We start from the raw sequence: 2,206 nt of genomic DNA on the forward strand, positions 1-2,206 counted from the left end.
GGTACTCATATCGCCCTCAGTGATTTCTAAAATGTCAGCCAACGCCTTGCCGCACATGCGACGAACCCATTTAACGCGAGATGCCAAATCTGTGGCAGGTTTTGAAACACGCGCCGCGCTCGATGTGTGAACGCCAATTGTCTCAATCATTTCCTGTGCAAATTCACAAATACCAGCAAATGCAGAATCAGGGTCTAGCAGACAATCGACATTCCATTTTTTGAGCTCAACCTCGTTGCGATACCAAACGAGTGATTCCTCGTTGATACCCTGCTCTAATTTTTTGTTGTAGATGCGCCAAAAAACTGGGCTGGTACGTTTGCCGACCGTTATCATTTCGACGTCATAGTCGCCAGTGACAGACACTGAATGACGTGGTGACATAGTTGGATTAGGGCCACCCTTTTTACGAGCAAACGAGCGAGAGAAAAAACGGGTTTCAGCATTGGCACAGTTAAAAACATCGTCATAACAGTCACGCGCCAAGTCAATGCGCGACAAAAATGAAATTGATAAAACCTTTGATAACCAATGATGTAGCACGAATGGTGTTGTGTGTGACCACAAATGTTTGCAGCCCTCACCTGAAATTTGTATGTAGCATGTTTCGCGCTGGCCACCGATACCCACGAACCCAACATGATTACCCTCTAAAGTTAAGAGGTTCATCGAATTTTGATACCCATGGAACCCTTTATCACGCGGTGCTGATAGCTCAAAACCCAAAGCAAAACGACAAAAAACACGCAATGTAGATACGTAAAAATCACCCAACAACCCCTGAACACGGCGCTTTTCACGTTCAATTTGTTTTATCGCATCATCTGACGACATACCCGCAGTATTCAAATTCTGTTTAATGTCAGGCATTGGCGGGAATATGGTTTGTGTTTCTGACGTTGTGCCAGTCATCCCAGCACGTTTACAGTGGCGCAAATCTGCCAATTTAAACGAGAATGACAAGTGGTCTATAATCACCTGATTTTCATCATGTTTCTTGAATCGAGCGACACGATTATCAATCAGTTTTTTCGCTAAATCACTGTATTGATATTCCATTAAATCACACCTCTGGCAGCTAATTCTCGGTAGTTAACGTCAGTGATTTCAACTGTTTCACAGTCATGTTCGTGCGCAACCCATGCACGGAAACGGTACATATTTTCGAAATAATCATAAACGCGCTGGCCGTCCAAATCGTATGTGACCTGAACCCCCGCCTGTTTATTGTTCTCGTAATAAATAACCATTCCGTGTAATTCCCTGTTTAAAAATTGGTGACAATGGTAAAGACCAGTCCCAAATCTCAGAAGGTCAGTTTTGACCCATGAATAGGTGAATGCACCTATATCTCAAAAAAGTTTATACACCGAAAGAATAGGTGAATGCAAGCATTCGTGAGTAATTAAATTCAAACATGCTAGTATTCAGCTACTAGAAAAAGGGGGAAAAATGGCTAAAACACCCAGAACAACAATATCTTTACCACTAAACAAAAAAATTGAACTGGAAAGAAAAGCTATCGAAATATCCTACAAAACAGGTAGGTCGGTAACATGGACAGATCTAGTGCATTTTATGATTGAAAACTATCAAACAATGGCCAAGCAGGACATGATTGAGGAAATGGAAAAAACTCAAAAAGAAGACCTGTGAACAGTCAAACCCGCGAGTTGCTGTTGAGTTATACCCCGTAATACAATCACGGGGTATTTTTTCAACTGCTCAGCTCAGGGCACCCCCCGCACAGCGGGTCCCCCCTCATCTGCCCAGTTGTAATTGAAATTGATAGGTTTATCAGGAGGCATTTAAATTTTTTCTGAACAAATGAGATGATCACGTGCGTTAATTAACTGCGTTGATTTGATACCCGACCATATCTAACCATCAAACCCACTCGTTAATTTTGATCCAATATTTAGATCCTCTGGAATGTCTCCAACGCTCCGCGTTAATCTGGCGCTAAGTTCCGACGAACGGCAAACCGCCAGTACGTAATATTTGAATCAATTATTACGTTCCAGCCAAAGTTTTACGTAATTCCATTTCCCATAATTCGGTTTATGTTACGGGCCTATCACAACGTTCGTTGCTCAGGTGCAGTCTGCGCTACGCTATTTTGCAGACTGCAAAACCACAAACGCCCCGCTAGTTTGATATTTTAGCGGGGCGCTTTCTCAACATAATGCCGTGATTCAATTATGGG

The 2,206-nt window shown here is 42.6% G+C and carries 3 protein-coding genes; 1 reads left to right on the forward strand and 2 read right to left on the reverse strand.

The window, feature by feature from the left end:
- Together BET10_RS19280 and BET10_RS19285 are read right to left on the reverse strand one after the other, a co-directional pair.
- Positions 1 to 1,059, reverse strand: a 1,059-nt coding sequence (locus tag BET10_RS19280) for a replication initiation factor domain-containing protein (protein ID WP_070987463.1), incomplete at its 3' end; no start/stop codon positions are given.
- The gene (locus tag BET10_RS19285) at positions 1,059 to 1,250 is read right to left on the reverse strand and encodes a hypothetical protein (RefSeq protein ID WP_070987461.1); all 192 of its coding nucleotides are present in this window, start codon (positions 1,248 to 1,250) and stop codon (positions 1,059 to 1,061) included. The genes BET10_RS19285 and BET10_RS19280, both read right to left, overlap by 1 nt.
- Positions 1,251 to 1,452: 202 nt before the next feature.
- On the opposite strand from BET10_RS19285, the gene BET10_RS19290 reads away from it, so the two are divergent.
- Entirely contained in the window at positions 1,453 to 1,656 is a 204-nt protein-coding gene (locus BET10_RS19290) for a hypothetical protein (protein ID WP_070987465.1), read from the forward strand.
- The last annotated feature ends 550 nt before the right edge of the window (positions 1,657 to 2,206 follow it).

Source organism: Pseudoalteromonas amylolytica (assembly GCF_001854605.1).
Taxonomy (GTDB): Bacteria; Pseudomonadota; Gammaproteobacteria; order Enterobacterales; family Alteromonadaceae; genus Pseudoalteromonas; species Pseudoalteromonas amylolytica.